Source organism: Stenotrophomonas rhizophila (genome assembly GCF_000661955.1).
Classification (GTDB): domain Bacteria; phylum Pseudomonadota; class Gammaproteobacteria; order Xanthomonadales; family Xanthomonadaceae; genus Stenotrophomonas; species Stenotrophomonas rhizophila.
On record NZ_CP007597.1, the window covers coordinates 2790164 to 2812249 of the forward strand.

Sequence of the window (22086 nt, forward strand, 5' to 3'; positions counted from 1 at the left end):
CCGGCCCAACACGCTCTTGTTCTGCACGGCATTCCCCAACGGCGTAAAGATTGGGTCAGCACGGTATGTCCGGGAGGTTGCATGGGCGTGACACCGGGTCCTGCGGTGCCGGGCTTTGGCTTCGGTGGGCCTTGCGGCACACTAGTGGCCTTCCTGCTTACCGTTGCCTTTCCCCATGAAAATCGTCGAAGTGCGCCATCCGCTGGTGCAGCACAAAATCGGCCTGATGCGCGATGCGTCCTTGAGCACCAAGGATTTCCGCGAACTGGCCAACGAGCTCGGCGGCCTGCTGGCCTATGAGGCCACCGCCGACCTGGACACCGAAGCCCACACCATGGCCGGCTGGGCCGGTCCGGTGACGGTGCAGCGCATCGCCGGGGCCAAGATCACCGTGGTGCCGATCCTGCGTGCCGGGCTGGGCATGCTCAGCGGCGTGCTGTCGCTGATCCCGGCTGCGCGGGTCAGCGTGGTGGGCCTGCAGCGCGATGAGGAAACCCTGCAGCCGGTGCCCTACTTCGAGCGCCTGACCGGCCGCCTGGAAGAGCGCGATGCGCTGATCCTGGACCCGATGCTGGCCACCGGCGGCACCCTGATCGCCACCATCGACATGCTCAAGCGTGCGGGCGCGCGCCGCATCAAGGGCATTTTCCTGGTGGCCGCGCCGGAGGGCATCGCCGCCGTGCAGGCCGTGCACCCGGACGTGGAGATCTTCACCGCCGCCATCGATGCCCAGCTCAACGAAAAGGGCTACATCCTGCCGGGCCTGGGCGATGCCGGTGATCGCATCTTCGGTACCCGCGTGGTCGGTTGATCCACGCGTTGGCTGGCGGCCCTGCGCGGCCGCCGGCTTCTTCACGCGGCCTGCTCAGGGCGAGGCAGAAGCTGCGCGCAACCCTACCCGTGCGTGGAGTGTTGCCATGAAGACTGTGTCCCTGCTGGCCTGCCTGCTGCTGATCGGCAGCCCGGTGCTGGCCGATGCCGCTACCCCGCAGCAACAGCGCATGGCCGACTGTTCGGCCAAGAACAAGGGCAAGACCGGCGAGGACTACAAGTCCGCGCAGAAGGCCTGCCTGAGCGGGCCGGCCCCGGCGGCGACCACGCCGCAGGAACGCATGAAAACCTGCAATGCCGATGCCGCCGCGAAGAAGCTGGCCGGCGATGCACGCAAGACCTTCATGAGCGGGTGTCTGAAGGCGAATTGAGGTTCGCGCCGGGTTGTACCCGGTGCTCGGATTGGGTGCCGTGCCGACCAACCGTCGGCACCTACCGGTGCGCTTGGACGGCGGCCCCGACGGTAGTGCCGGCCGCTGGTCGGCTCCACGTTATGCGTCCGAGGTTCATGAGGAGCCGGCCAGCGGCCGGCACTACCATGACGTGCCGAGCGACGGTCGGCATCTACCGGCATTGCCGGGTGCATCAGGCCAGCGCGCGGGCCTTCAGTTCGCCCTGCTCGTGGACGGTGCCGAACCGCCCCTTGTCATCGCGCACCACCTGCGCCAGCGCGCACTGCGGGTCGTGGGTAAAGAACAGGTGCACGTTGCGCGCCAGTTTGTCTTCCAGGAAGCTGCGCTTCTCGTCGATCAGCAGTTCGGCGTTGCGGTCGTAGCCCATGGTGATCGGCACGTGCACCCACGACCGACCCGGAATCAGGTCGGCGCAGAACACCACCCCGCCACGCGCCTGGCCATCGACCTGCTCGGGGCCGACGATCTCGGCCAGCATCAGGCCCGGGGTATGCCCGTCGCTGAAGCTGAAACGCACGCTGTTGCCCAGCGCCTTGGAGTACGGCCCGTCCACGATCTCCAGCCGCCCGCTGGCCTGCAGCAGGCCGGGCAGCTCGGGAATGAAGCTGGCGCGGTCGCGCGGGTGCGGGTGCAGCGCCCGTTGCCAGTGCTCGGCGCCCACCAGGAAGGTGGCATTGGGGAACAGCAGCTCCAGCTCGCGTCCTTCGCTCCACTGCGCCAGCAGGCCGCCGGCGTGGTCGAAATGCAGGTGGCTGAGCACCACCACGTCGATATCCTCGTGCTCGAAGCCGGCCTCGCGCAGCGATTCCATCAGCACGTGGCGCGGTTCCTGCACCCCGTAGCGGTCGCGCAGTTTCGGCTCGAAGAACGCACCGATACCGGTTTCGAACAACACCGTCTTGCCCGCCAGCGGGCTGGCCAGCAGGGCGCGGCACGCCAGCTCGATCCGGTTCAGATCATCCGGTGCCGCCCATTTTTCCCAGACCGCGCGCGGCGCATTGCCGAACATCGCACCGCCGTCCAGCTTCTGTGAGTTACCGCGTATCGACCATAGTTTCATGCGCAAATTATCCGGCGGGACGCGTTAAATATTCGCTAGGCGCAGCGGTTCATACAACGAAAAACCCCGCCGGCAGGCGGGGTTTTCGCAGTAACAGGTGACGCCGGCTCAGCGCGCGGCGGCAGGCGTTACCGCCGCACTGCCCACCGGATTGCGCGGGTCGCTGCCGCCGCTGAGCACGTTGGCCTTGCGGTCCCACTCCACGGTCTGCAGGTTGCCCCACACATGGCTGGAACCACGGCCGCCCTCGGCGCTGTCGCCGGGCAGCTCGATCTTGTGACCCATCGCCTGCAGCTGCTTGATCGTGTCCACCGACAGCGCGCCGGTTTCGGCCGAGATCTCGTCGGGCAGCCACTGGTGGTGGTAGCGCGGCAAGGCGGCTACCTGCTGTGCAGTCAGGCCGTCGTCGTAGCCCAGGATGCCCAGCAGCACCATGGTGATGATGCGGCTGCCGCCCGGGGTGCCCAGCACCACCACCTTGTCGGACGATTCCATGAAGGTGGGGGTCATCGAGCTGAGCATGCGCTTGCCCGGCTTGGGCGCGTTGGCCGCATAGCCCATCACGCCGAAGGCATTGGGCGTGCCCGGCTTCAGCGCGAAATCGTCCATTTCGTTGTTGAGCAGCACGCCGGTGCCCTTGGGAATCAGGCCCGAGCCGTACAGCAGGTTCACCGTCTGGGTGGCGCCCACGCGGTTGCCGTCGCGGTCGATGATCGAGAAGTGCGTGGTTTCGTCGTCTTCCAGCGGGGTCGGGTTGCCCGACAGCAGGTCGCTCGGGGTGGCCTTCTCCGGGTGGATCGTGGCGCGCAGGCCCTGGGCGTAGTCCTTGCTGGTCAGCACTTTCTGCGGAATCTGCACGAAGTCCGGGTCGCCCAGGAAGAACGTACGGTCACGGTAGGCGCGGCGCATCGCTTCCACCACCAGGTGGGTGCGGTGGGCCTGGTCCGTCGCTTTGAGATCCCAGCCTTCCAGGATCTGCAGCATCGATGCCAGCGCGATGCCACCGGACGACGGCGGCGAGGCGGTGGTGATGGTCCAGTCGCGGTACTTGAACACGATCGGCTCGCGCAGCTTGACCCGGTAGCCGGCCAGCTCGTCGGCGGTCCACGTGCCGCCGGCCTGCTTCACGCCGGCCAGCAGCGCCTTGCCGGTCTGGCCGCGGTAGAAGCCGTCGAAGCCCTTGTCGGCCAGCCGCTCCAGCGTGGCGGCCAGTTCGGGCTGGCGGAACAGGTCGCCCTCGGCGATCGGCTTGCCGTTGCGCAGGTACACCTCGCGCGTGCCGGGGTAGCGTTCCATCACTTCGCGGCGCGATGCATAGCCCTTGGCCATGCGGGCATACACCGGGAACCCGTCACTGGCGATGCGCATCGCCGGGCCCAGCGAGGTGCGCAACGGCAGCTTGCCATGCTTGGACGACAGCTCCACCAGCGCCGCCGGCAGGCCGGGGATGCCGGCCGACCACGGGCCGTTGACCGAGCGGTCGCGGTCCAGTTCGCCCTTGCTGTCCAGGAAGGCGGCTTCGGTGCCGGCCTGCGGCGCGGTTTCGCGCGCGTCCAGCATCACATCCTTGCCGGTCCGGGCGTCATGCAGCAGGAAGAACCCGCCGCCGCCCAGCCCCGAGCTGATCGGCTCGACCACCGCCAAGGTGGACGACACCGCCACCGCCGCATCGAACGCATTGCCGCCCTTGGCCAGGATCTCCATGCCGGCCTCGGTGGCCAGGTGGTGGCCGCTGGCAATGGCCGCGCCGTCCGGATGGCTGGCCAGGGAACCCTGTGCGGGTGCGGCGGACCATGCCACCGGGGACCACAACAGGACGAGCAGCAACCAACGACGCGACAACATGTTCATTCGGATGGGGGCTCCGCATAAAGTTCGGGATGGTCGCGCTGCAGCCCGAACAACTTGGCCAGCAGGGCGTCCTGGGTTTCCGGGATGTCCGGATCGGGATCGATGCATTCGACCGGGCAGACGACCACGCACTGGGGTTCGTCGAAATGTCCCACGCACTCGGTGCAGCGGGCCGGATCGATCACGTAGATGGTTTCACCCATCGAGATGGCCTGATTGGGACAGGCTGGCTCACACACGTCACAGTTGACGCAGAGCTCATTGATTTTCAGCGACATGGCGTTACTCCACGCCCGCGCCGGCGGATGAAGACCAGCCAGCGCATACGCGCCGGCCGGTCAACGGCGGCTTCCTCGCAGAAGCCGCCCGGGCCACGCGGGACGCGCGGCCGCCACTGCACGGGTTACTTGGCTTCTACGAAGATGTACTCGGCGCCGGTCGGCTGGATGATGGACTGCACGCGGGCGTTGTCAGCGGCCTTGCCGATGAACACCACGCGCACGTTCTTCATCGAGTCAGCCGGCACATCCTTGAACACGGCCTGGATCATGTCGGCCATCTTCGAGGAGGCCGACGAACCGAAGGCCAGCATGTTGCCCGGCTGGATGCCACGGGCCACGGCCTGGGTGGCGCTCTCGACCTGACGCTCGTACTTGGCGGCGAACTCCGGGTCCGATTCCGGGGACAGGTAGTACAGGAACGGGCTGTTGGTGATGTTGCCCATGTTCTGCACGGCCACGGCCTGCAGGTACTTCTTCCAGCCGGCGTCGTCATTGGCGTCCGGGGCGACCAGCGCCTGCTGGGCTTCGGCGACCGGAGCAGCCTCTTCCTTCTTGCAGGCGGTGAAGGCCAGCGCGAACGACGCGATCAACATGGCACGCATGGTGTTGTTCATGGAATTCCTCCCTTGGTGATTCTTGGTATGTGTGGATCTGACAGGTGTTTACGACGGGCCCGACTTCGCTTCACGGACCTTGCGCAGCGCCTCGAGGACCGAGGCGGGCACGAAGCCGGACACGTCGCCGCCCAGGCGGGCGATCTCGCGGACCAGCGAAGACGAAATGAAGCTGTGCTGCTCGGCCGGGGTCAGGAACAGGGTCTCAACCTCCGGGATCAGGTGGCGGTTCATGCTCGCCATCTGGAATTCGTACTCGAAATCGGACACCGCGCGCAGCCCGCGCAGCAGCACCCCGCCCTGCACCGAGCGCACGAAATGCGCCAGCAGGGTATCGAAGCCGATCACCTCGACGTTGCGGTTGTGGCCCAGCGCATCGCGCGCCAGCTGCACGCGCAGCTCCAGCGGCAGCGTCGGGCCCTTGGACGGGCTCTGCGCCACGCCAACCACGACCTTCTCGAACAGCGGCGCGGCCCGGTTCACCAGGTCGATGTGACCGTTGGTGATCGGATCGAAGGTGCCCGGGTAAACGGCAATGCGGCGGTTGGCCACGGTCATACGTCAGCTACACGTTGTGATCTGGTGAAAGTGTAGCAGTGGCGCGGCGGTACAGGGCAAAACGCACCTCCCGGGTCCCGCCCTCGCGGTGCAGCAGCCACGGCGCGGGCACCCGCGGTGCCTGCTCGGCCGGTGCCTCCAGGTACAGCCAGGCATCGGCGGCCAGATGCGGCCCCAGCCCCGCCAGCACCTGGTCCCACAGCCCGGCGGCGAACGGCGGGTCCACGAACACGATATCAGCCCGCCCTGCCGGCGGCTGCGCCAGCCACTGCAGCGCATCGGCCTGCACCACCGCCACCTGCCCCTGCGCGCCCAGCTTGGCCACCGATTCGCGCAGCTGCCGGGCCAATCCGGCATCCCGCTCGACCAGCGTCGCCTGCCCGGCCCCACGCGACACCGCCTCCAGCCCCAGCGCCCCGCTACCGGCAAACAGGTCCAGCACCCGCGCGCCGCCAATCCGCGGCATCAGCCAGTTGAACAGCGTCTCCCGGACACGGTCGCTGCTGGGTCGCAGCCCCGGCGACAGCGGCACCGGCAACTTCGTCCCGCGCCATTTGCCGCCGATGATCCGCACCTGGCCCACGGCCGCCGCCACCGGCGGGCGCGGCTTCATGCGCGGCTCCAGAAGGAAAGAGCGGACGGGTCGAACGAGCGGGAACGGGTCATGGGTACGAAGATCAGGCGATTCAGGGCGTCATTCTAGGCGGTCCGGCCACCGCCACCACCACGAGTACCGATTCCAGAACGAAGAGCAGCCACGCATGGCGTGGCTCTACCGGCCGCTACCAACATCCCTGCCCCGGAACGAAGATCAGCCACGCGTGGCGTGGCTCTACCCGCGTCACTCGGAACGTCTGCCAGAGGCCGGTGGGGATGCGGTCCCGGGACCGTTGGGCAACATGGATGTTGCCCACGAGGCTCCAAGGATGGATTTACGCCGTGTCCCGGGACCGCATCCCCACCGGCCTCCCACGCAGACAGATAGGCGCCGCGCCTTTGGCTTCATGCTCTGGCGTCATGCTTCGGCTTCGGCTTCGGCTTCGGCTTCGGCTCCGGCCCCTGGCTCTCGCTCCGGCCCCCGCTCTTGAAAACCCACCCCACCACCCCTACCCCTTGAGCCAGCCGCCGCGCCGGGCGCGGCATCGTCCAAGGAGCATCGTCACCGTGACCGAGCAGACCCAAAAACAAACCCTGGGCTTCCAGACCGAAGTCAAACAGCTGCTGCAGCTGATGATCCACTCGCTGTACTCCAACAAGGAAATCTTCCTTCGCGAGCTCATCTCCAACGCCGCCGATGCCTCCGACAAACTGCGCTTTGAAGCGCTGACCCAGCCGGCCCTGCTCGAAAACGACGGCGACCTGCGCATCCGTGTCAGCTTCGATGCCGACGCCCACACCCTCACCATCGACGACAACGGCATCGGCATGAGCCGCGAGGATGCCATCGCGCACCTCGGCACCATCGCCAAGTCCGGCACCGGTGACTTCCTGCGCCAGCTCTCCGGCGACCAGAAGAAAGACTCCCAGCTGATCGGCCAGTTCGGCGTCGGCTTCTACAGCGCCTTCATCGTCGCCGACCAGGTCGACGTCTACTCCCGCCGTGCCGGCCTGCCCGCCAGCGAAGGCGTGCACTGGTCCTCGCGCGGTGAAGGCGAGTTCGACGTCGAACCCATCGACAAGCCCGAGCGCGGCACCCGCATCGTCCTGCACCTCAAGGACGACCAGCACGACTTCGCCGATGGCTGGCGCCTGCGCGGCATCATCAAGAAGTACTCCGACCATATCGGCCTGCCGATCCAGATGGTCAAGGAACACCACGGCGACGACGCCCCGGCCGAGGTTGAATGGGAAACCGTCAACCGCGCCAGCGCCCTGTGGACCCGCCCGCGCACCGAGATCAGCGACGCCGAGTACCAGGAGTTCTACAAGCACGCCGCCCACGACCACCAGGATGCACTGGCCTGGAGCCACAACAAGGTCGAAGGCAAGCTCGAGTACACCTCGCTGCTGTACGTGCCCGGCCACGCCCCGTTCGACCTGTACCACCGCGACGCGCCCAAGGGCCTGAAGCTCTACGTGCAGCGCGTGTTCGTCATGGACCAGGCCGAACAGTTCCTGCCGATGTACCTGCGTTTCATCAAGGGCGTGGTCGACTCCAACGACCTGTCGCTGAACGTCTCGCGCGAAATCCTGCAGTCCGGCCCGGTCATCGACTCCATGAAGTCGGCCCTGACCAAGCGTTCGCTGGACATGCTGGAGAAGCTGGCCACCGACAAGCCCGACGTCTACGCTGGCTTCTGGAAGCAGTTCGGCCAGGTGCTCAAGGAAGGCCCCGCCGAAGACTTCAACAACCGCGAAAAGATCGCCGGCCTGCTGCGCTTCGCCTCCACGCATGACACCAGCGGCGAGCAGAGCGTGTCGCTGGCCGATTACGTGGGCCGCATGATCGAAGGCCAGGACAAGATCTACTACCTGACCGGCGACAGCTACACCCAGGTCAAGGACAGCCCGCACCTGGAAGTGTTCCGCAAGAAGGGCATCGAAGTGCTGCTGTTCACCGACCGCATCGACGAATGGCTGATGGGGTACCTGACCGAGTTCGACGGCAAGTCGTTCGTCGACGTCGCCCGCGGCGACCTGGACCTGGGCGCGCTGGAAAGCGCCGAAGACAAGCAGGCCCAGGAAGAAGCCGCCAAGGACAAGCAGGGCTTGGTCGACCGCATCAAGGCCGCGCTGGGCGAGGATGTCGCCGACGTGCGCGTGTCGCACCGCCTCACCGACTCCCCGGCGATCCTGGCCATCGGCGAACAGGACCTGGGCCTGCAGATGCGCCAGATCCTGGAAGCCAGCGGCCAGAAGGTGCCCGACAGCAAGCCGGTGTTCGAGTTCAACCCCGGCCACCCGCTGATCGGCAAGCTGGACCAGGAAGCCGACAGCGCCCGCTTCGACGACCTCAGCCGCGTGCTGTTCGAACAGGCCGCGCTGGCCGCCGGTGACACGCTGAAGGACCCGGCCGCCTACGTGCGCCGGCTCAACAAGCTGCTGCTGGAATTGTCGGCGTAAGGCGACCGATGCTGGGACGGGTGCGTGCCGACCAACGGTCGGCTTTCGCACACACGGTAGTGCCGGCCGCTGGCCGGCTCATGGGAAACCACGCTGGTGCGAGGAGCCGGCCAGCGGCCGGCAGATGGCTGCAGTCGCATGACCGGTAGTGCCGGCCGCTGGCCGGCTCATGGGAAACCACACTGGTGCGAGGAGCCGGCCAGCGGCCGGCACTACCGGCTGTGGTGGTCCGGGGTCAGGCGCGCTTGTCCAGCAACGCGCCCAGCATCTGGTCGCTGCGGCGAATCAGCGTGGCGTTGGCAGCAAACGTCAGCACCGCCTCTTTCGCGGCAAGCAGGTCCGACACCGGCGCAGCCGGATCGGCCGCCACCTCGACCAGGCTGGCGTCCACCCCGCCGCCGGCAACCGCGGCCTGGGCCACGCCGATCCGGGTGGCCTCGGCAACCGGCAGGCGCGCCACGTTCGACGCGGCCGCCTGCACCCCAAGGGTGGCGGCGCGCAGGCCCGAGCTGGCAATGGACATCACGTTCACGGTCCTGCACTCCACGATGTACAGCTGCGTCCGCATGACGCAGTGCTTCACAGCCGTTAGCGGCTGCCGCGGCGCTGGCTTAAGACGGCAGCCGACCAACGGTCGGCTCTACCCGACAGCCGACCAACGGTCGGCTCTACCCGGTGGTGGGTGGTGGCCGGTAGAGCCGACCGTTGGTCGGCTGCCCGCAGCAATGCAAACCAACGTTCGCACTGCCGTCCAAGGGCGCAGTGGTAGCATATCCCCCTGATTTCAGCGCCGAATCCAATGCTCAGTTTCTTCCGTCGCAAAAAGACCCCGGACGCTCCCCAGGACGCGCCCAAGACCCAGCACTATTCGGCCGAAGAACTGGCCGCGGCGTTCCCGCAGGCCAGCCAGGATGGCCCGTCGGCGCCGGCGCCGATCGAGGCCCCTGCTGCCGAGGTGCCTGCCGCTGAGGTGCCCGCCGCTCACGCGCCCGCTGTCGAGACGCCTGCTGCCGAGGCTCCCGTTGCGCCACCCGCCGCGCCGCTGCCGCCGGTTGTACCTGCTGCCACCGTCGCGCCAGCACCGGTTACGCCCGAAGCACCGGTCGCCGCCCCTGTGGCCGCGCCTGCCGTGGTTCCGGCCGCTGTGCCCGATACGGCTGCCGCCGTGGCGCCCGCCGTTGTCGCACCGACCACCCCGGCCCCGCTGGTGGTGGCCGAACCCATCGCCGCGCCCTTGCCGCCGCCGGTGCTGGTCGCCAACCAGATCACCCAGGAAGCCGCGCAGCCGCTGGCCACCGAGCCGGCTGAAGGCACCGCTGCCGCAGCACCGGGCAAGCTGGGCTGGCGCGACCGCCTGCGCAACAGCGTCATCGCACGCAGCTTCGGCGGCCTGTTCTCGCGCAATCCCAAGCTCGATGACGACCTGCTGGATGAACTGGAAACCGCGCTGATCACCGCCGATGTGGGCGTGGGCGCCACCACCGCGCTGGTGGAGGGCCTGCGCAAGCGCATGAAGGCGCGCGAATTCGCCGATGCCAACGCGCTGCTGGCTGCGCTGCGCAGCGACCTGATCGCCATCCTGCAACCGGTCTCCAAACCACTGGTCATCGACCGCAGCGCCAAGCCGTTCGTGGTCCTCACCGTCGGCGTCAACGGCGTGGGCAAGACCACCACCATCGGCAAGCTGGCCAAGCGCTTCAAGGACGATGGCCACAGCCTGATGCTGGCCGCCGGCGATACGTTCCGTGCCGCCGCCGTGGCCCAGCTGCAGATCTGGGGCGAGCGCAACGGTGTGACCGTGGTGGCCCAGGGCCAGAACGCCGATGCCGCCTCGGTGGCGTTCGACGCGCTGCAGGCCGGCAAGGCCCGTGGCACCGAAGTGCTCATCGCCGACACCGCCGGCCGCCTGCACACCCAGGGCGGACTGATGAACGAACTGGGCAAGATCCGCCGCGTGCTGGGCAAGATCGACCCGGCGGCACCGCACGAGGTGCTGATGGTGATCGATGGCACTACCGGGCAGAACGCGCTGTCGCAGCTGCGTCAGTTCCATGCCGCGGTCAACGTGACCGGGCTGGTGGTGACCAAGCTGGACGGCACCGCCAAGGGGGGCGTGGTGTTTGCGCTGGCCCGCGAGTTCGGCATCCCGATCCGCTTTGCCGGCATCGGCGAGCGCCCGGAAGACCTGCGCGTGTTCGACCCGGAAGCCTTCGTCGACGCATTGCTGCCCGAAGCGCTGGGCAGCTGATCGAACGGCGCGCTGGGCGTACGTCCCGCGCGCCCCCGGTGAATGCATCGCCGCACCCGGGTTGGTAGAGCCCACCCCATGGGTGGCTGTATCGGACGGGGATGCATCGTCGGCAGTTTGCGCTGCCCCGCCCGGATAGAGCAGCCACCCATGGGGTGGCTCTACCCCCGTCCAGGAATCACCATGCCACGCCAGCCCACTGCCAGCGCCCCTGTCCCCGCCGACGATGCCTTCGTCGCGCGGCTGCTGCCGTGGTTCGACGGGCATGGCCGGCACGACCTGCCGTGGCAGCATCCGCGCTCGCCGTACCGGGTGTGGCTGTCGGAAATCATGCTGCAGCAGACCCAGGTCGGCACGGTCATTCCGTACTTCCTGGCCTTTCTACGCGTGTTCCCCACCCTGCCCGACCTCGCCGCAGCCAGCAACGATGCAGTGATGGCGCAGTGGGCCGGGCTGGGCTACTACGCCCGCGCCCGCAACCTGCATGCCGCCGCGCAGCGTTGCGTTGAACAGCACGGCGGCGCGCTGCCGCGCGATGTCGAGGCCTTGAACGCGCTGCCCGGCATCGGCCGCAGCACCGCCGCGGCGATCCTGAGCCAGGCCTGGAACGACCGTTTTGCGATCCTCGACGGCAACGTCAAGCGGGTACTGACGCGCTACCACGGCATCGACGGGTTCCCCGGCCTGCCCAAGGTGGAGAAGGCGCTGTGGGCCCTGGCCGACGCGCACGTGGCGCACGTGCCCGACGCGCGCATGGCCGACTACACCCAGGCGCAGATGGACCTGGGCGCCACCGTGTGCACCCGCAGCCGGCCGGCCTGCGTGATCTGCCCGCTGCAGGCGGACTGCGTGGCGCGCCGCGAAGGCCGCACCGACCAACTGCCCACGCCCAAGCCCACCAAGACCCTGCCCGAACGTGAAGCCACCGCACTGCTGCTGCGCGATGGCCATGGCCGCGTGCTGCTGCAGAAGCGCCCGGACACCGGCATCTGGGCGCAGCTGTGGACGCTGCCGCAAGCCGACACCGGCAGCGACCTGCAGGACTGGTTCGACACCCACGTGAGCGGTTCGCTGGATGACGCAGAGGTGCTGCCCGTGTTGGAGCACACCTTCAGCCACTACCGGCTGCACCTGCAGGTGCTGGTGCAGCGCGTGGATGGCCTGCAACGCGATGACCCGACGTTGCGCTGGGTGGCCGCCGCCGACCTGCCCAGCCTCGGCCTGCCTGCGCCGATCCGCAAGCTGCTGGACACCGGTGCGCCGCCGGCCCGGCCCAAGCGCCGTACAATGCGGGGCGCACCACCTTCACCCGAGTCCGAGTAAGCCATGCCCCGCACCGTTTTCTGCCAGTACGAACAACGCGACACCGAAGGCCTGGACTTCGTGCCCTACCCCGGCGAGCTGGGCCAGCGCATCTTCAACGGCATCGGCAAGAGCGCCTGGAGCGCCTGGCTGGCGCACCAGACCATGCTGATCAACGAAAACCGGCTGTCGCCGCGCGATCCCAAGCACCGCGCCTTCCTGGAAACCGAGCTGGTGAAATACCTGTTCGAGAAGGACGCCGAAAAGCCGGCAGGTTTCGTTCCCGAAGCGTGATTGCCGCCTGCCGACCATCGTGACCGGTACGTACCGGCCGTTGGTCGGTACATGGCCGCCACGCAACGCCCGACCGCCAAGCGGTCCCTACGTCGTCACTTCGCCGGCACGGCCTGCGCGTCCTGGCGCTCCTGCACCTGCGCCTGGCGCAGCTCCTTCTCGGTCGAACGCAAGGCCTGCACATCCAGCTTGCGGATGCTGCCGATGAAGCACGGCAGGGTGGGCCCCGGCGTCGGGTCACGCACCAGCACCTTGTCGAACCGCGCCGACACCCGCCCCATCTGGCTGGTCAGGCCGATGGCCGCGGCGTAGTCCAGGCCCTGGCACGGACCGCGCAGTTCCAGCAGATACGCCTCGCTGGGCCGGGTCCAGACCGCCAGCGCACTGTCGCCCAGCTCGGTCCAGCCATTCAACGATCCGAAGTACTGCAGGCTGTCCTGTGGCGGGCCGGCATGGGCCCGGTACAGCTCCAGCCGCTGCTGGCTGGACAGGCGCCCGGTGGTGGCGCACGCCACCAGGGCAAGGCACAGCACAGCCGCTCCGATCAGGGTCTTCATGGCACCACCTTCAAGGATGAACATGCCGATGATGCACCTGTTGGGTGAGGCCGGCGACAGGGTCGCGCCGACCATTCAGCGGCCAGCTCAGACCTCGCTGTTGGCCAGTTCGTGCAGGCGCCCTTCGCGCAGCTCCAGCACGCGGTCCAGCTTGCGCGCCAGGTTGCGGTCGTGGGTCACCAGCACCAGGCTGGTGTGGTGCGCGCGGTTGAGTTCGAGCATCAGTTCGAACACCGTGGCGGCCGTCTTGTCATCCAGGTTGCCGGTGGGTTCGTCGCCCAGCACGCAGGCCGGCTTGTTGACCAGCGCGCGCGCCACGGCCGCACGCTGGCGCTCGCCGCCGGACAGTTCGCCCGGCTTGTGCTCCAGCCGATGGCCCAGGCCCACCGACTCCAGCAGCAGCTGCGCGCGCTCCTTGGCAGCCGCCACTTCCTGGCCGCCCAGCAGCACGGGCATCATCACGTTTTCCAACGCCGTGAACTCCGGCAGCAGGTGATGGAACTGGTACACGAAGCCCAGCGCCCGGTTGCGCAGCAGGCCGCGCTGGCCATCGGTCAGCCCCGACATGCGATGCCCGGTCACAAATACCTCGCCTGCGGTGGGCGTGTCCAACCCGCCCAGCAGGTGCAGCAGCGTGCTCTTGCCGGCGCCGGACGCGCCGATGATGGCCACCGTTTCGCCGGCCGACACGGTCAGGTCCAGCCCGTTGAACACCGGGGTGTGCATGCGGCCTTCGGCGTACACCTTGGCCAGCCCCTGGGCACGGATCACTTCGTCGCCGCGATCGATCGGCTCATTCATAGCGCAGGGCCTCCGCCGGCTGGGTGCGGGCAGCGCGCCACGCGGGATACAAGGTGGCAAGGAAACTCATGGCCAGCGCGATGAGGGTGATGACGATGATGTCCGGTGCCTGCATGTCGGTGGGCAGGCCGGTGATGTAATAGACGTCCTCGGGCAACAGCTTGACGTTGAACACCGTCTCGATCGCGCCGAGGATGCGTTCCAGGTTCAAGGTCAGGGTGATGCCACCGATCACGCCGGCGACGGTGCCGATGATGCCGATCAGCGAGCCCTGCACCATGAACACCTGCATCACCCCGCCCGGGGTCAGGCCGAGGGTACGCAGGATGGCGATATCGGCCTGCTTGTCGGTCACCAGCATCACCTGCGACGACACCAGGTTGAACGCGCCCATGGCGATGATCAGCGAGAGCAGGATGCCCATCACCACCTTTTCCATGCGCAGCGAGTGGTACAGGTTGGCGTTCTGCTGGGTCCAGTCGCTGACCCGGTACGCGCCGCCCAGGCTGTGGGCCAGGTCCACGCCAACGTCCAACGCCTTGTCCATGTCATGCAGCTTGAGCCGCACGCCGGTCACGCCGTCCATGCGCAGCACGCGCTCCATGTCGGCCATGTTGGCAAACGCCACGCCCTTGTCGATCTCGTTGTAGCCGGCCTCGAAGATGCCGCTGACGGTGAAGCGCTTCAGCCGCGGCATCGCGCCCACCGGGGTGCCCTGCACTTCGGCCAGGGTCACCAGCACGGTGTCACCGACATTCACGCCCAACCAGATCGCCAGCTCCTTGCCCACCAGCAGGTTGTAGCTGCCCGGGGTGAGGCTGTCGAAACTGCCCTTGACCACTTTCTGGTTGATCACCGACACGCCCGGCTCCAGTGCCGGGTCGATGCCCTGCACGATCGCACCCTGCACGCGCGGACCGCTGAGCATGGCCTGGATCTCGATGTACGGGGCAGCGCCGGCCACGCGCGGATCCTTTTTGGCCGCATCCACCGCACGCTGCCAGTCCGACATCGGCGCGCCATCGCTGGTGATGGTGGTATGGGCGGTCATCTGCAGCAGGCGGTCGCGGATTTCCTTCTGGAAGCCGCTCATCACGGCCAGCGTGGTGATCAGCACGGTCACCCCCAGCGCAATGCCGAGGATGGAGGCCATCGAGATGAAGGAGATGAAGCCGTTACGGCGCTTGGCGCGCAGATAGCGCAGACCGATCGAAACAGGTATGGGTTTGAACATGCAGGTGCGCCGGACAATTCAGGCTATGGTGCCACTGCTGGACGTGAACGGGAAATGCAGCGTGCGCGCACGGCCAGTCGCAGTTCACGTCGTTGCGCCGGGGTGAGCGTGTCGGGCCAGAACAGCCGCCAGTGGCGGCGTCCCTGCTGGCGCCAGGCCAGTTGCAGCAGCACGCCACGATCAGACAGCTGCAGGTCATCGACCGGCTGCCCATCCACCTGCGCCGGGTCGTCACCGGGGGGTATCACGATGGCCTGGGCGGGCATGCGCCGGTAGCGCCACGCCCCGGTTGCGCCCATGGCCACGGCCAGCAGGGCGGCCGGCCAGTGCCAGCGGTCGGTCAGGTCAGTGCTGAACACCGCCCACGGCAGCAGCGCGGTGATCAGCCAGTGCGCTCCGCACTGCCAGCGGGAAGGCCGCCACTCAAGCCGGCAGGGCGCGGATCCGGGCGATGAGCGCGGCAGGCTGCGCATGCGGGCACTCCTCGTAACCCATGAACCAGCGCCACAACCTATCGTCTTCGCTTTCCAGCAGGAACAGGAAAACCTCGCGCTCCTCGGTAGGTGCCTGCAGCCAGCAGCGGTCCAGGTAACGCCCGAACAGCTGGTCCAGTTCACGCATGCCACGCCGGCAACGCCAGCGCAGCTTCTTCAGTTCAGTGGCTTCGTCCATCTATCAGGCTCCGGAAACAGCAAGGCCGGGCATGGCCCGGCCGAACGTGCAGCCGGGTCGCGCCCGGCGTTGATGCAGCCGGGCAGAGCCCGGCTCCTTTCAGCGGGGCAGAGCCCCGCTCTACGTGCACAGCCGGGCAGCGCCCAGCTTAGGCGCGGCGCGCCATCATCAGCTTCTTGATCTCGGCAATGGCCAGCGCCGGGTTCAGACCCTTCGGGCAGGTGCGCGAGCAGTTCATGATGGTGTGGCAGCGGTACAGCTTGAACGGGTCTTCCAGTTCGTCCAGGCGCGCACCGGTGTCTTCATCGCGCGAGTCGACGATCCAGCGGTAGGCCTGCAGCAGGATCGCCGGGCCGAGGTAACGCTCGCCGTTCCACCAGTAGCTCGGGCAGCTGGTGGAGCAGCACGCGCACAGGATGCACTCGTACAGGCCGTCCAGCTTCTTGCGGTCTTCCGGCGACTGCAGGCGCTCGCGATCCGGCGGCGGCGGGGTCTGCGTGCGGATCCACGGCTTGATCGACGCGTACTGCGCGTAGAAGTGGGTCAGGTCCGGCACCAGGTCCTTGACCACGCTCATGTGCGGCAGCGGGTAGATCGGCACTTCAGCCTTGCCGCAATCGGCAATGGCGCGGGTGCAGGCCAGCGTGTTGGTGCCGTCGATGTTCATCGCGCACGAACCGCAGATGCCTTCGCGGCACGAACGACGGAAGGTCAGGGTCGGGTCGACCTCGTTCTTGATCTTGATCAGCGCGTCCAGAACCATCGGGCCGCAGCTGTCCAGATCGATCTCGTAGGTATCGGTCCGCGGGTTGCTGTCGTCGTCGGGACTCCAGCGGTAGATCTTGAAAGTGCGCGTGTTCTTCGCACCGCTCTTGGCGGGGAAGTGCTTGCCCTTTCCGATCTTGGAATTCTTGGGGAGGGAAAACTCGGCCATGGCTGTTCTCGTTGGCTCAGGCGGCTCGCGCTGCGATGCAGGCGCGGCTAGCACGGAAGATGAGGAAGTTGACACCGCCGGCCCGCAGCGCGCGCACCACCCTGCCCGTGCGGGCAGGAAGGTGGGCAGGCGCTGCGTGGCCGGAGGTCATCCCGCAGGTCTCTTAGTACACGCGCGGCTTCGGCGGTACCACGTCCACGTCCTTGCTCAACGTGTACATGTGCACCGGGCGATATTCGAAGCTGCACTTGCCCTTGTCGTCGACATTGACCAGCGTGTGCTTCTGCCAGTTGACGTCGTCGCGGTCCGGGAAGTCCTCATGCGCATGCGCGCCACGGCTTTCCTTGCGCTGTTCGGCCGAGTTGATCGTCGCCACGGCGTTGAGCAGCAGGTTGTTCAGCTCGTAGGTTTCGATCAGGTCCGAGTTCCACACCAGCGAGCGGTCGGTGACCTTGACGTCCTGGAAGGAGTCGTAGATCTCGGCCATCTTGCTGCAACCCTCTTCCAGGGTCTTGCTGGTCCGGAACACCGCCGCGTCGTTCTGCATGGTGCGCTGCATGTTGTCGCGGATGACCGAGGTCGGGGTGTCGCCGTTGGCGTAGCGCAGCTTGTCCAGCAGGCCCAGCGCCTTGTCGCACGCATCGGACGGCAGGGTCTTGTGCGGCGCGCCGGACTTGATGGTCTCGGCACAGCGGTTGGCCACGGCGCGACCGAACACCACCAGGTCGAGCAGCGAGTTGGAGCCCAGGCGGTTGGCGCCGTGCACCGACACGCAGGCCGCTTCGCCGATGGCGTACAGGCCCGGTACCACGGCATCGTTGTTGTCGCCCAGCTTGCGCACGACTTCGCCGTGGTAGTTGGTCGGGATGCCACCCATGTTGTAGTGCACGGTCGGGATGACCGGGATCGGCTGCTTGTGCACGTCCACGCCGGCGAAGATGCGGGCGCTTTCGGCGATACCCGGCAGCTTGTCGTCGATCACGCCCGGGCCGAGGTGGGTCAGGTCGAGCAGGATGTGATCCTTGTGCTCGCCGACGCCGCGGCCTTCGCGGATTTCGATGGTCATCGAACGCGACACCACGTCGCGCGAGGCCAGATCCTTGTAGTGCGGTGCGTAGCGCTCCATGAAGCGCTCGCCGTTGCTGTTGCGCAGGATGCCGCCTTCGCCACGCACGCCTTCGGTGATCAGGCAGCCCGCGCCGTAGATACCGGTCGGGTGGAACTGCACGAACTCCATGTCCTGCATCGGCAGGCCGGCACGCATGACCAGACCGCCGCCGTCGCCGGTGCAGGTGTGGGCCGAGGTGGCGCTGAAGTAGGCGCGGCCGTAACCGCCGGTGGCCAGCACCACGCCGTGGGCGCGGAACAGGTGCAGCGAGCCGTCGGCCATGTCCAGGGCGAGCACGCCGCGGCAGACGCCTTCGTCATCGAAGATCAGGTCGAGCGCGAAGTACTCGATCATGAAGCGCGCGTTGTGCGCCAGCGACTGCTGGTACAGCGTGTGCAGCATGGCGTGGCCGGTACGGTCGGCCGCGGCGCAGGTGCGCTGCGCGGACGGGCCTTCGCCGTACTTGGTGGTCATGCCACCGAACGGGCGCTGGTAGATCTTGCCTTCCTCGGTACGGCTGAACGGCACACCGTAGTGTTCCAGCTCGATGATGGCCGGAATCGCTTCGCGGCACATGTACTCGATGGCGTCCTGGTCACCCAGCCAATCCGAGCCCTTGATGGTGTCGAAGAAGTGGTAACGCCAGTCGTCTTCACCCATGTTGCCCAGCGCGGCGGAAATACCGCCCTGCGCGGCCACGGTGTGCGAACGGGTCGGGAAGACCTTGGTCAGGCAGACGGTCTGCAGGCCCTTGGCGGCAAGACCGAACGTAGCGCGCAGGCCAGCGCCACCGGCGCCGACCACGACCATGTCGTACTTGTGTTCCGTAATCTTGTAAGCGGACATCTAATCTGGATTCCTGTCTTGGTGCCTGGACTCAGGCAACGCCGAGCGCAATGCGGGCGACCGCAAAAACACTGACGATCGCGCCGAGCACGGCGATGAACTTCACCGTGGTCTGCAGCGCCAGGGCCAGCAGCGAGTTGTGGATGTAGTCTTCCAGCACGACCTGCAGGCCGAGCTGGGCGTGCCAGAACATCGCGACCAGGAAGCCGACCAGCAGCACCGCATTCCACGGCTTGGACACCGCGTCGGTGGCGGTCACGTAATCGGCGCCGATCAGGCTCAGCACGAACACCAGGAACCAGATGGTCAGGCCGACCAGCGCGGTGGCGGTCAGGCGCTGCATCACGAAGTGCTCGGTACCGGTCTTGGCCGCGCCAAGGCCACGCACGTTCTTCAGCGGGGTACGGAACTTGTTCATGCGGCGGCTCCGGCGAAGACGTAGGCCCAGACCAGGGCGGTGATCACCAGGCTGGCAAAGACCGAGATCCAGCTGCTGCGCACGAAGGCAGGAATGGAGAAGCCGATCGCGAAATCCTGCACGATGTGCCGGATGCCGTTGCACAGGTGGTAGGCGAAGGCCCACGTCCATGCAAACAGGAACAACTTGCCGTACCAGCTACCGGCGTGGCCGGTGAAGCAGTTCCAGGATTCAGGACCCATCATCAGGGCGAGCAGGCCGCCGGCGATGATCAGGGCTCCAACAGACAGAAAGATGCCGGATGCTCGATGCAGGATCGAGGTGGCCATCTGAATCTGCCAGCGATACACCTGAAGGTGCGGGGAAAGGGGACGTTCTCTGGCGGCCATTCGCTGGGCTCGTTGTCTCGGCTGGGCGGCGCAATGCCGCGTTGGCTCAATGCTGATCAAAAATCGATGCAGCGTCCGTTTTTCTCCCAGTCTCCATACCGCACCGGATCGAGTCCGCCGCGGCCACCAATCTCCACGGGCACCACAGGGGTCTGCGGAAGCGGCTGCTTCTCATCGACCTGCGGGGCTTCGGAGTCGGAATCTGGAGTGGGGGTTGTTTGGCCTATCATGGGTGGTCTCGCAACGCACAAATTTTAGACCCCGTTCACGTGCCTGACAACCTGCCCATGGATTTCAACGGTTTTCCGCGCCTCTCCGGTCACCAGCTGCTCAGTCTGGATGGTCCCGATGCGGCCGCGTTCGCCCACGCCCAATTTTCCAGCGACGTCACTGCCCTGCCCGTCCGGCATTGGCAGTGGAGCGCCTGGCTGAGCGCCAAAGGCCGCACCATTGCTGTGTTCCAGCTGATCCGGGTGGATGAAGAACGGATCCTGCTGGTGCTGGCCGATGGCGACGCCGATGCGATTGCGTCGCAATTGCAGCGTTTTGTGTTCCGCCGGAAGGTCAAGATCGCGGTGCGCGATGACCGGATCGTGGCCGGCAGCTTCACTGCACCGGAAGCGGCGTCGGACGCCGCAATCGCGGTGCACGGTGAGACGCTGGAGCTGGATGTGGGCAGCGATGCCCTGCCGCGGACGCTGCGGATCGCGCCGCTGGACGGTGCCACGGCCACCGACGATGCCGGCTTCGTGCTGGCCTGGCGCCAATCGGATCTGCGCTACGGTGTGCCGCGTCTGGCCGCCGACCAGCGCGAGCAATGGACGCCGCAGCAGCTGGGGCTGGACCGATTGAACGGGTACAGCGTCAAGAAGGGCTGCTACCCGGGCCAGGAGATCGTGGCGCGCACCCATTTCCTGGGCAAGGCCAAGCGCGCGCTGCAGTTGCTGCGGGTGGGCGATGGCACCGCCAGCGGTGCGCAGGTGCAGCAGAACGGCGCGGCGATCGGCACGGTGGCCAGCGTGGCCGGCGACCTGGCGTTGGCGGTGTTGCCGCTGGAAATCGCCAGCGATCCGGTGTCGGTGGACGGCGTGGAAACCGTGCACCTGCCGCTGCTGGATGGCCTGGCCCGGTAGGCATCGACCGTTGGTCGATGCGCCACATCAGGAGCGTTGATCGTGCTGCGTGGTTGCCGGCCAGCGGCCGGCACCACCCGATCACGCGGCACCGGGATTGCCGGCCGCTGGCCGGCAATCCCGGAAACCCGCCCGCCACCTCAGGCCGCGTTCAACCGCTCGCCGCTCTCCGCATCGAAGAAATGCAGACCCTGCGGGTGGATCGCCACGCGGATGGTCTCGCCCACTGCCGGCAGCGCCTGCGGGGCAACGCGCATCACCAGGGGCTGGCCGCCGCCGGTCATGTTGACGAAGATCTCGTTGCCCACCGGCTCGATGCCGTCGATGGTGGCCACGAACGCGGTGGCATCGTCGGCGGCGGCCGGCTGCAGGTGCTCCGGGCGCACGCCCACGGCCACGGTGCGGCCGATCCAGGCCGGATCGATCGCCGCCTGGCCCAGCGGCGCGGTCAGCTGGGTGTCCTGCACCACCACGCCACTGTCGTTGCGCTGCAGGGTGCCGCGCAGCACGTTCATCGCCGGGCTGCCCAGGAAGCCTGCCACGAACAGGTTGGCCGGGCGGTCGTACAGCGCCATGGGCGTGTCGATCTGCTGGATCACGCCGTCCTTGAGCACCACGATGCGCTGGCCCAGGGTCATCGCTTCCACCTGGTCGTGGGTGACGTAGATCATGGTGGTGCCCAGCTTGCGGTGCAGCTGCGCGATTTCCGTGCGCACGCTGTGGCGCAGCTTGGCGTCCAGGTTGGACAGCGGCTCGTCGAGCAGGAACACCGCCGGCTCGCGCACCAGGGCGCGGCCCAGTGCCACGCGCTGGCGCTGGCCGCCGGACATCGCCTTGGGCAGCTTGTCGAGCATGTCGGTCAGGCCCAGCGTTTCAGCCGCTTCGGTCACCCGCTTGCTGATCGTGGCCTTGTCGTGGCCGCGCAGCTTCAGGCCGAAAGCCAGGTTCTCGGCCACGGTCATATGCGGGTACAGCGCATAGCTCTGGAACACCATGGCGATGTCGCGGTCCTTGGGCGCCACGTCGTTGACCACCCGGTCACCGATGGTCAGCGTGCCCCCGCTGATTTCTTCCAGGCCGGCCACCATGCGCAGCAAGGTCGACTTGCCACACCCCGACGGCCCCACCAGCACCATCAATTCGCCATCGGCCACTTCGAAGGTCGCGCCCTGGACGGCCACCTGGCCGTTGTCGTAGACCTTGCGAACGCCCTGCAACTGCACTTTTGCCATATCACCCATTCCAGTCCGCCCGCTGCCGGGCTGTTGATGCGGAACTGCCTTCGGCCCTCCCGATGGCAGGTCGATGGCGTGGTGCCGCATGACGGCGACCACTGCAATCGAATACAGTCTGCTCATTCTGCCATGTAAACGTTTTCACGTGGCAGTATCCGTTGGTCGGTCATGACCGCGACGCATCGGGAGCCGCACAGTCTCCCGATTCGCCCCGTGCATGCCCCATGATGCGCTGGCCCGGTGC

Annotated in this window: 25 protein-coding genes; 7 read left to right on the forward strand and 18 right to left on the reverse strand. The window is 67.2% G+C overall.

Features of this window, described 5'->3' with window-relative positions:
- Window positions 1-175: 175 nt before the first annotated feature.
- Complete coding sequence (gene upp, locus DX03_RS11935) at window positions 176-811, forward strand: uracil phosphoribosyltransferase (RefSeq protein WP_019183235.1); 636 nt, start codon at window positions 176-178, stop codon at window positions 809-811.
- Between the two features lie 106 nt (window positions 812-917).
- Window positions 918-1202, forward strand: a complete 285-nt coding sequence (locus DX03_RS11940) for a PsiF family protein (RefSeq protein WP_038689013.1) — start codon at window positions 918-920, stop codon at window positions 1200-1202.
- A gap of 214 nt (window positions 1203-1416) precedes the next feature.
- Here DX03_RS11940 and DX03_RS11945 read toward each other — a convergent pair whose 3' ends face one another.
- From DX03_RS11945 to rsmD, 6 genes are all read right to left on the reverse strand, one after another.
- Window positions 1417-2304, reverse strand: a complete 888-nt coding sequence (locus tag DX03_RS11945) for an MBL fold metallo-hydrolase (protein WP_038689015.1) — start codon at window positions 2302-2304, stop codon at window positions 1417-1419.
- Window positions 2305-2412: 108 nt separating this feature from the next.
- A complete protein-coding gene (gene ggt / locus DX03_RS11950) occupies window positions 2413-4155 on the reverse strand; it encodes a gamma-glutamyltransferase (protein WP_038689017.1) in 1743 nt (580 codons plus the stop codon).
- Window positions 4152-4433 (reverse strand): YfhL family 4Fe-4S dicluster ferredoxin, encoded by a 282-nt coding sequence (locus tag DX03_RS11955; RefSeq protein WP_038689019.1) that lies wholly within the window; start codon window positions 4431-4433, stop codon window positions 4152-4154. The genes ggt and DX03_RS11955 overlap by 4 nt, the downstream gene beginning before the upstream one ends.
- A gap of 125 nt (window positions 4434-4558) precedes the next feature.
- Window positions 4559-5050: a hypothetical protein gene (locus DX03_RS11960; RefSeq protein WP_038689021.1), complete on the reverse strand. Its 492-nt coding sequence runs from the start codon at window positions 5048-5050 to the stop codon at window positions 4559-4561.
- A 48-nt stretch (window positions 5051-5098) separates the two neighbouring features.
- Window positions 5099-5608, reverse strand: a complete 510-nt coding sequence (coaD, locus tag DX03_RS11965; protein WP_038689023.1) for a pantetheine-phosphate adenylyltransferase — start codon at window positions 5606-5608, stop codon at window positions 5099-5101.
- Between the two features lie 7 nt (window positions 5609-5615).
- On the reverse strand, window positions 5616-6221 hold the full coding sequence (gene rsmD, locus DX03_RS11970) for a 16S rRNA (guanine(966)-N(2))-methyltransferase RsmD (protein ID WP_038689025.1): 606 nt from the start codon (window positions 6219-6221) through the stop codon (window positions 5616-5618).
- A gap of 551 nt (window positions 6222-6772) precedes the next feature.
- Here rsmD and htpG point away from each other — a divergent pair.
- Window positions 6773-8671 (forward strand): molecular chaperone HtpG, encoded by a 1899-nt coding sequence (htpG, locus tag DX03_RS11975; RefSeq protein ID WP_038689026.1) that lies wholly within the window; start codon window positions 6773-6775, stop codon window positions 8669-8671.
- 235 nt (window positions 8672-8906) lie between these two features.
- On the opposite strand, the gene DX03_RS11980 is transcribed toward htpG, so the two are convergent.
- Window positions 8907-9239 carry a hypothetical protein gene (locus DX03_RS11980; protein ID WP_051598850.1) on the reverse strand — a complete coding sequence of 111 codons (333 nt, stop codon included), beginning with the start codon at window positions 9237-9239 and terminating at the stop codon, window positions 8907-8909.
- A gap of 231 nt (window positions 9240-9470) precedes the next feature.
- Between DX03_RS11980 and ftsY the strand changes: the two genes are divergently transcribed.
- The 3 genes from ftsY (at window position 9471) to DX03_RS11995 (ending at window position 12515) form a co-directional block, all read left to right on the forward strand.
- Entirely contained in the window at window positions 9471-10919 is a 1449-nt protein-coding gene (ftsY, locus tag DX03_RS11985; RefSeq protein ID WP_038689028.1) for a signal recognition particle-docking protein FtsY, read from the forward strand.
- Between the two features lie 183 nt (window positions 10920-11102).
- The gene (mutY, locus tag DX03_RS11990) at window positions 11103-12242 is read left to right on the forward strand and encodes an A/G-specific adenine glycosylase (protein WP_038689030.1); all 1140 of its coding nucleotides are present in this window, start codon (window positions 11103-11105) and stop codon (window positions 12240-12242) included.
- Window positions 12243-12245: 3 nt separating this feature from the next.
- A complete protein-coding gene (locus DX03_RS11995) occupies window positions 12246-12515 on the forward strand; it encodes an oxidative damage protection protein (protein WP_038689032.1) in 270 nt (89 codons plus the stop codon).
- Between the two features lie 95 nt (window positions 12516-12610).
- On the opposite strand, the gene DX03_RS12000 is transcribed toward DX03_RS11995, so the two are convergent.
- The 10 genes from DX03_RS12000 to DX03_RS20725 form a co-directional block, all read right to left on the reverse strand.
- Window positions 12611-13072 carry a DUF6491 family protein gene (locus DX03_RS12000; RefSeq protein WP_038692317.1) on the reverse strand — a complete coding sequence of 154 codons (462 nt, stop codon included), beginning with the start codon at window positions 13070-13072 and terminating at the stop codon, window positions 12611-12613.
- An 87-nt stretch (window positions 13073-13159) separates the two neighbouring features.
- Window positions 13160-13873, reverse strand: a complete 714-nt coding sequence (lolD, locus tag DX03_RS12005; protein WP_038689033.1) for a lipoprotein-releasing ABC transporter ATP-binding protein LolD — start codon at window positions 13871-13873, stop codon at window positions 13160-13162.
- Entirely contained in the window at window positions 13866-15107 is a 1242-nt protein-coding gene (locus DX03_RS12010; protein WP_038689035.1) for a lipoprotein-releasing ABC transporter permease subunit, read from the reverse strand. Before DX03_RS12010 ends, lolD begins: the two co-directional genes overlap by 8 nt.
- Window positions 15108-15130: 23 nt before the next feature.
- Window positions 15131-15466, reverse strand: a complete 336-nt coding sequence (locus tag DX03_RS12015; RefSeq protein WP_051598851.1) for a hypothetical protein — start codon at window positions 15464-15466, stop codon at window positions 15131-15133.
- 64 nt (window positions 15467-15530) lie between these two features.
- Window positions 15531-15779 carry an FAD assembly factor SdhE gene (locus DX03_RS12020; RefSeq protein ID WP_038689039.1) on the reverse strand — a complete coding sequence of 83 codons (249 nt, stop codon included), beginning with the start codon at window positions 15777-15779 and terminating at the stop codon, window positions 15531-15533.
- Window positions 15780-15927: 148 nt separating this feature from the next.
- Window positions 15928-16713, reverse strand: a complete 786-nt coding sequence (locus tag DX03_RS12025) for a succinate dehydrogenase iron-sulfur subunit (RefSeq protein ID WP_038689041.1) — start codon at window positions 16711-16713, stop codon at window positions 15928-15930.
- Between the two features lie 163 nt (window positions 16714-16876).
- Window positions 16877-18667: a succinate dehydrogenase flavoprotein subunit gene (sdhA, locus tag DX03_RS12030; RefSeq protein ID WP_038689043.1), complete on the reverse strand. Its 1791-nt coding sequence runs from the start codon at window positions 18665-18667 to the stop codon at window positions 16877-16879.
- A 31-nt stretch (window positions 18668-18698) separates the two neighbouring features.
- A complete protein-coding gene (gene sdhD / locus DX03_RS12035; RefSeq protein WP_038689045.1) occupies window positions 18699-19085 on the reverse strand; it encodes a succinate dehydrogenase, hydrophobic membrane anchor protein in 387 nt (128 codons plus the stop codon).
- Window positions 19082-19474, reverse strand: a complete 393-nt coding sequence (gene sdhC / locus DX03_RS12040) for a succinate dehydrogenase, cytochrome b556 subunit (protein WP_038689047.1) — start codon at window positions 19472-19474, stop codon at window positions 19082-19084. The genes sdhD and sdhC overlap by 4 nt, the downstream gene beginning before the upstream one ends.
- 56 nt (window positions 19475-19530) lie before the next feature.
- On the reverse strand, window positions 19531-19704 hold the full coding sequence (locus DX03_RS20725; RefSeq protein WP_081797234.1) for a DUF1674 domain-containing protein: 174 nt from the start codon (window positions 19702-19704) through the stop codon (window positions 19531-19533).
- Between the two features lie 39 nt (window positions 19705-19743).
- On the opposite strand from DX03_RS20725, the gene ygfZ reads away from it, so the two are divergent.
- Window positions 19744-20607 (forward strand): CAF17-like 4Fe-4S cluster assembly/insertion protein YgfZ, encoded by an 864-nt coding sequence (gene ygfZ / locus DX03_RS12045; protein WP_038689049.1) that lies wholly within the window; start codon window positions 19744-19746, stop codon window positions 20605-20607.
- Window positions 20608-20747: 140 nt separating this feature from the next.
- Here the strand turns inward: ygfZ and DX03_RS12050 are convergent, their stop codons facing one another.
- Window positions 20748-21839: an ABC transporter ATP-binding protein gene (locus DX03_RS12050; RefSeq protein WP_038692319.1), complete on the reverse strand. Its 1092-nt coding sequence runs from the start codon at window positions 21837-21839 to the stop codon at window positions 20748-20750.
- Window positions 21840-22086 lie beyond the last annotated feature (247 nt).

What these genes read in the sequence shown, in the direction of transcription:
- DX03_RS12050 (WP_038692319.1), bottom strand. Translation starts at nt 21,839, where the DNA reads ATGGCAAAAGTGCAGTTGCAGGGCGTTCGCAAGGTCTACGACAACGGC.
- sdhC (WP_038689047.1), bottom strand. Translation starts at nt 19,474, where the DNA reads ATGGCCGCCAGAGAACGTCCCCTTTCCCCGCACCTTCAGGTGTATCGC.
- DX03_RS12025 (WP_038689041.1), bottom strand. Translation starts at nt 16,713, where the DNA reads ATGGCCGAGTTTTCCCTCCCCAAGAATTCCAAGATCGGAAAGGGCAAG.
- DX03_RS11995 (WP_038689032.1), top strand. Translation starts at nt 12,246, where the DNA reads ATGCCCCGCACCGTTTTCTGCCAGTACGAACAACGCGACACCGAAGGC.
- DX03_RS12010 (WP_038689035.1), bottom strand. Translation starts at nt 15,107, where the DNA reads ATGTTCAAACCCATACCTGTTTCGATCGGTCTGCGCTATCTGCGCGCC.
- sdhA (WP_038689043.1), bottom strand. Translation starts at nt 18,667, where the DNA reads ATGTCCGCTTACAAGATTACGGAACACAAGTACGACATGGTCGTGGTC.
- DX03_RS12020 (WP_038689039.1), bottom strand. Translation starts at nt 15,779, where the DNA reads ATGGACGAAGCCACTGAACTGAAGAAGCTGCGCTGGCGTTGCCGGCGT.
- DX03_RS11980 (WP_051598850.1), bottom strand. Translation starts at nt 9,239, where the DNA reads ATGCGGACGCAGCTGTACATCGTGGAGTGCAGGACCGTGAACGTGATG.
- DX03_RS12000 (WP_038692317.1), bottom strand. Translation starts at nt 13,072, where the DNA reads ATGAAGACCCTGATCGGAGCGGCTGTGCTGTGCCTTGCCCTGGTGGCG.
- lolD (WP_038689033.1), bottom strand. Translation starts at nt 13,873, where the DNA reads ATGAATGAGCCGATCGATCGCGGCGACGAAGTGATCCGTGCCCAGGGG.
- DX03_RS11955 (WP_038689019.1), bottom strand. Translation starts at nt 4,433, where the DNA reads ATGTCGCTGAAAATCAATGAGCTCTGCGTCAACTGTGACGTGTGTGAG.
- sdhD (WP_038689045.1), bottom strand. Translation starts at nt 19,085, where the DNA reads ATGAACAAGTTCCGTACCCCGCTGAAGAACGTGCGTGGCCTTGGCGCG.
- coaD (WP_038689023.1), bottom strand. Translation starts at nt 5,608, where the DNA reads ATGACCGTGGCCAACCGCCGCATTGCCGTTTACCCGGGCACCTTCGAT.
- DX03_RS11945 (WP_038689015.1), bottom strand. Translation starts at nt 2,304, where the DNA reads ATGAAACTATGGTCGATACGCGGTAACTCACAGAAGCTGGACGGCGGT.
- DX03_RS11960 (WP_038689021.1), bottom strand. Translation starts at nt 5,050, where the DNA reads ATGAACAACACCATGCGTGCCATGTTGATCGCGTCGTTCGCGCTGGCC.
- DX03_RS11940 (WP_038689013.1), top strand. Translation starts at nt 918, where the DNA reads ATGAAGACTGTGTCCCTGCTGGCCTGCCTGCTGCTGATCGGCAGCCCG.
- ftsY (WP_038689028.1), top strand. Translation starts at nt 9,471, where the DNA reads ATGCTCAGTTTCTTCCGTCGCAAAAAGACCCCGGACGCTCCCCAGGAC.
- rsmD (WP_038689025.1), bottom strand. Translation starts at nt 6,221, where the DNA reads ATGAAGCCGCGCCCGCCGGTGGCGGCGGCCGTGGGCCAGGTGCGGATC.
- ggt (WP_038689017.1), bottom strand. Translation starts at nt 4,155, where the DNA reads ATGAACATGTTGTCGCGTCGTTGGTTGCTGCTCGTCCTGTTGTGGTCC.
- upp (WP_019183235.1), top strand. Translation starts at nt 176, where the DNA reads ATGAAAATCGTCGAAGTGCGCCATCCGCTGGTGCAGCACAAAATCGGC.
- DX03_RS20725 (WP_081797234.1), bottom strand. Translation starts at nt 19,704, where the DNA reads ATGATAGGCCAAACAACCCCCACTCCAGATTCCGACTCCGAAGCCCCG.
- mutY (WP_038689030.1), top strand. Translation starts at nt 11,103, where the DNA reads ATGCCACGCCAGCCCACTGCCAGCGCCCCTGTCCCCGCCGACGATGCC.